This is a genomic window from Vibrio crassostreae, assembly GCF_041439375.1.
GTDB classification, from domain to species: domain Bacteria; phylum Pseudomonadota; class Gammaproteobacteria; order Enterobacterales; family Vibrionaceae; genus Vibrio; species Vibrio crassostreae_D.
In genome coordinates this window covers 1-2,259 of record NZ_JBGONY010000126.1, presented here as the reverse complement: position 1 = coordinate 2,259, position 2,259 = coordinate 1, and the positions used below count along the sequence as shown (strand labels likewise).

Genomic DNA, 2,259 nt, shown 5'->3' with positions numbered 1-2,259 from the left:
TACCGATGTATTGTTGAACGCGAAATGTACAGCAAAGATCAACACGCCCTAGTGAAAAGCTAGCTAAATGCAACGCAGCAGCACATGCTCATGAGGCAATTATGGGAATGTGTACAATGTCAGTCGACGCTGACCACTATACGATTGAAGCTGGAGCTGAGTTCCTATCGAATGTTGAGGGTCAGGAAGTTCTACACTTGGAGTTCAAAGCGTATAGTGATTTTGAAGACTCTCGCTCTATCGCCCTGATTTATGAGAAAGAAGATCTTGTAATGTACTGCTCAGAGTTTTCATTTGGTGATGATGAAGAAGCTTACTTCGAACCTGTACAACCTATGACAACTCAAGGTTTTTTCAAGTACTTGAACTCACTACCAAACATTAAGAGTTACGCTCTTCCATCAAGCCTTGACAGTAAAGAGCAACAAGCTCAACAAGCCCTGATTGAACTAGCAGGCTAAACCTAAACACTCGCTCCCATTGCTTCCAGATAGCAATGGGAGTCTTTAATAACAAAACACCAGTGCAAGCTAAGTAAACTCGTTAAAATTGAGTCTCCCTTCCTTGGTGTTTCCACCGTCCATTGCAATCCAGCAACTTCAACCTCTCTGAATCTCGACGGCAACGTTTAAGTAATCCGTTGTAGAACGTTACCCAAATGAAAAAGGCTTCCCATCACACCATGGGTTACATGGGACAATGGGAAGCCTTAGTGTCACTAGGAAGTGAGAGGCGAATTTTATGGTGCATACATGGTGCTTTCAACTTGATTCGTTAGTGATGGACTAATCCACCGTGACTTTTATCTCATCAAAGCAGTCCATTCCGATGTAGCCTAGAAAGTTGGTTTCCCACATCGAATAAAACTCAGCGACACTGGATTCAGTAATGGGAACTTCACCCATGTATCGAATGAAAGCCACACCATGACCAAAATCAAAGTCGATTTCTTTCTCAAGTTCAGGCATCAATCCACAGTAACTAAAGTCAGTGATGTAGTCGAAAACCCATTGGTCACCAAGCCTACTAATAGAAATCTCAATAGGGTGGTATCCACCGTTCTCAGAGCTATAGCTCGAATCTCGGAAGCTAATCACGACCGATTGGATCATGGGTGTCCATTTGCCTGATTCGCTGATCACTCGGCTTAAAGTATCTTGAAGATCGACACTGACAGGTAAAGTCAGCTTATTCTTTGAAAAGCATAGTTTCATAATAAATTCTCTTTTAGTTTGTTAGGGATGTACTCTTGTGTAGTGCGAGGTATGAAAATTGGGAAGTGGCTTGGTCGGTAAGGATTGATGTGAGTTTCGAGGTTATTTAGCTTCGGTTTCACCTCCTACTAATGACAGGAGTTCATCACGACGTTGCTCGTAGTCAGGCGCAAGAACGTGGAGAAACACCGATTTCTCTGACGGCAGGATAAGTAATAACCCACGCAGTGCCGCCGCCATAAATCCAGCATTATTAGCAGACCCACCTTTGAACACTGACTTGAATACAGTGCTCTTAAACGGTTTCTCGTCTTGCTCATTTAACACGGCGACAATATCTTCAAAGGCTACCCACTCTTTACTATGAAGACCGCCACCTTCATTACCCGAAAGTCTGAGGAATAGAGCATTTAGATCATCATGGACTGAAAGCTCATAGAACACATGATTCTGAGTTTTCGGTGATAACTTTTTCGCTTTGCCTTCGAGCACGATATTAGTGAAATGGTCTACTGGATTATCGTCAGTAACCTTGACTTGTTCATTACCCTCAAATACTTCAGGTTGAACGACTTTTTCTTTTTGATTGGTTTTACGTGCCATGGGACACCTCCATACTATTAGTGACTATTAAGATTAAATTCGAGATTAAGATTCAGCTTGTTCAGCAAGCTTGACGACAGGGAACGTTGGACTGTTCATTGGAGCGCAGCAATACACCCCACTACCAGCCGTAGTGACAATAGCTACAGCAAGTAGCCAAGGAGAGTCATCATCATTTAGTAACAGAACCCATTCAGGGTAGTTAGTAACAAAGCGTAGGAAGTGTTGAGCTTCCTCTGACTCTTCACTCAAGGTTTCATTGGTATCGGACTCCTCAATCAAGTACAAAGTAGTGCCAATCTCATCCCAAAACGCTTTCGTACTTTCTTCATCACCGAATGGCTCTATTAGATGCTCTAACAGTTTTGCTTTCACACCATCAGGCATTATGATCTGCTCCAGTCAGACTGGACACTTAGCTAAGCGACATTTCGCTTTTCAA

At 42.8% G+C, this 2,259-nt stretch carries 4 protein-coding genes; 1 reads left to right on the top strand and 3 read right to left on the bottom strand.

Features of this window, described 5'->3' with window-relative positions:
- The first annotated feature begins 116 nt into the window (after positions 1 to 116).
- Positions 117 to 461: a hypothetical protein gene (locus ACED45_RS23880; protein WP_371715196.1), complete on the top strand. Its 345-nt coding sequence runs from the start codon at positions 117 to 119 to the stop codon at positions 459 to 461.
- 324 nt (positions 462 to 785) lie between these two features.
- On the opposite strand, the gene ACED45_RS23875 is transcribed toward ACED45_RS23880, so the two are convergent.
- From ACED45_RS23875 to ACED45_RS23865, 3 genes are all read right to left on the bottom strand, one after another.
- Positions 786 to 1,214 carry a DUF2787 family protein gene (locus tag ACED45_RS23875; protein WP_054866222.1) on the bottom strand — a complete coding sequence of 143 codons (429 nt, stop codon included), beginning with the start codon at positions 1,212 to 1,214 and terminating at the stop codon, positions 786 to 788.
- Positions 1,215 to 1,316: 102 nt separating this feature from the next.
- Entirely contained in the window at positions 1,317 to 1,817 is a 501-nt protein-coding gene (locus ACED45_RS23870; RefSeq protein WP_213967077.1) for a hypothetical protein, read from the bottom strand.
- 45 nt (positions 1,818 to 1,862) lie between these two features.
- On the bottom strand, positions 1,863 to 2,204 hold the full coding sequence (locus ACED45_RS23865; RefSeq protein ID WP_371715195.1) for a hypothetical protein: 342 nt from the start codon (positions 2,202 to 2,204) through the stop codon (positions 1,863 to 1,865).
- Positions 2,205 to 2,259: the final 55 nt, after the last annotated feature.

Excerpts from the sequence above, each read along its gene's own strand:
- ACED45_RS23880 (WP_371715196.1), top strand. The coding sequence starts at position 117 with ATGTCAGTCGACGCTGACCACTATACGATTGAAGCTGGAGCTGAGTTC.
- ACED45_RS23875 (WP_054866222.1), bottom strand. The coding sequence starts at position 1,214 with ATGAAACTATGCTTTTCAAAGAATAAGCTGACTTTACCTGTCAGTGTC.
- ACED45_RS23870 (WP_213967077.1), bottom strand. The coding sequence starts at position 1,817 with ATGGCACGTAAAACCAATCAAAAAGAAAAAGTCGTTCAACCTGAAGTA.
- ACED45_RS23865 (WP_371715195.1), bottom strand. The coding sequence starts at position 2,204 with ATGCCTGATGGTGTGAAAGCAAAACTGTTAGAGCATCTAATAGAGCCA.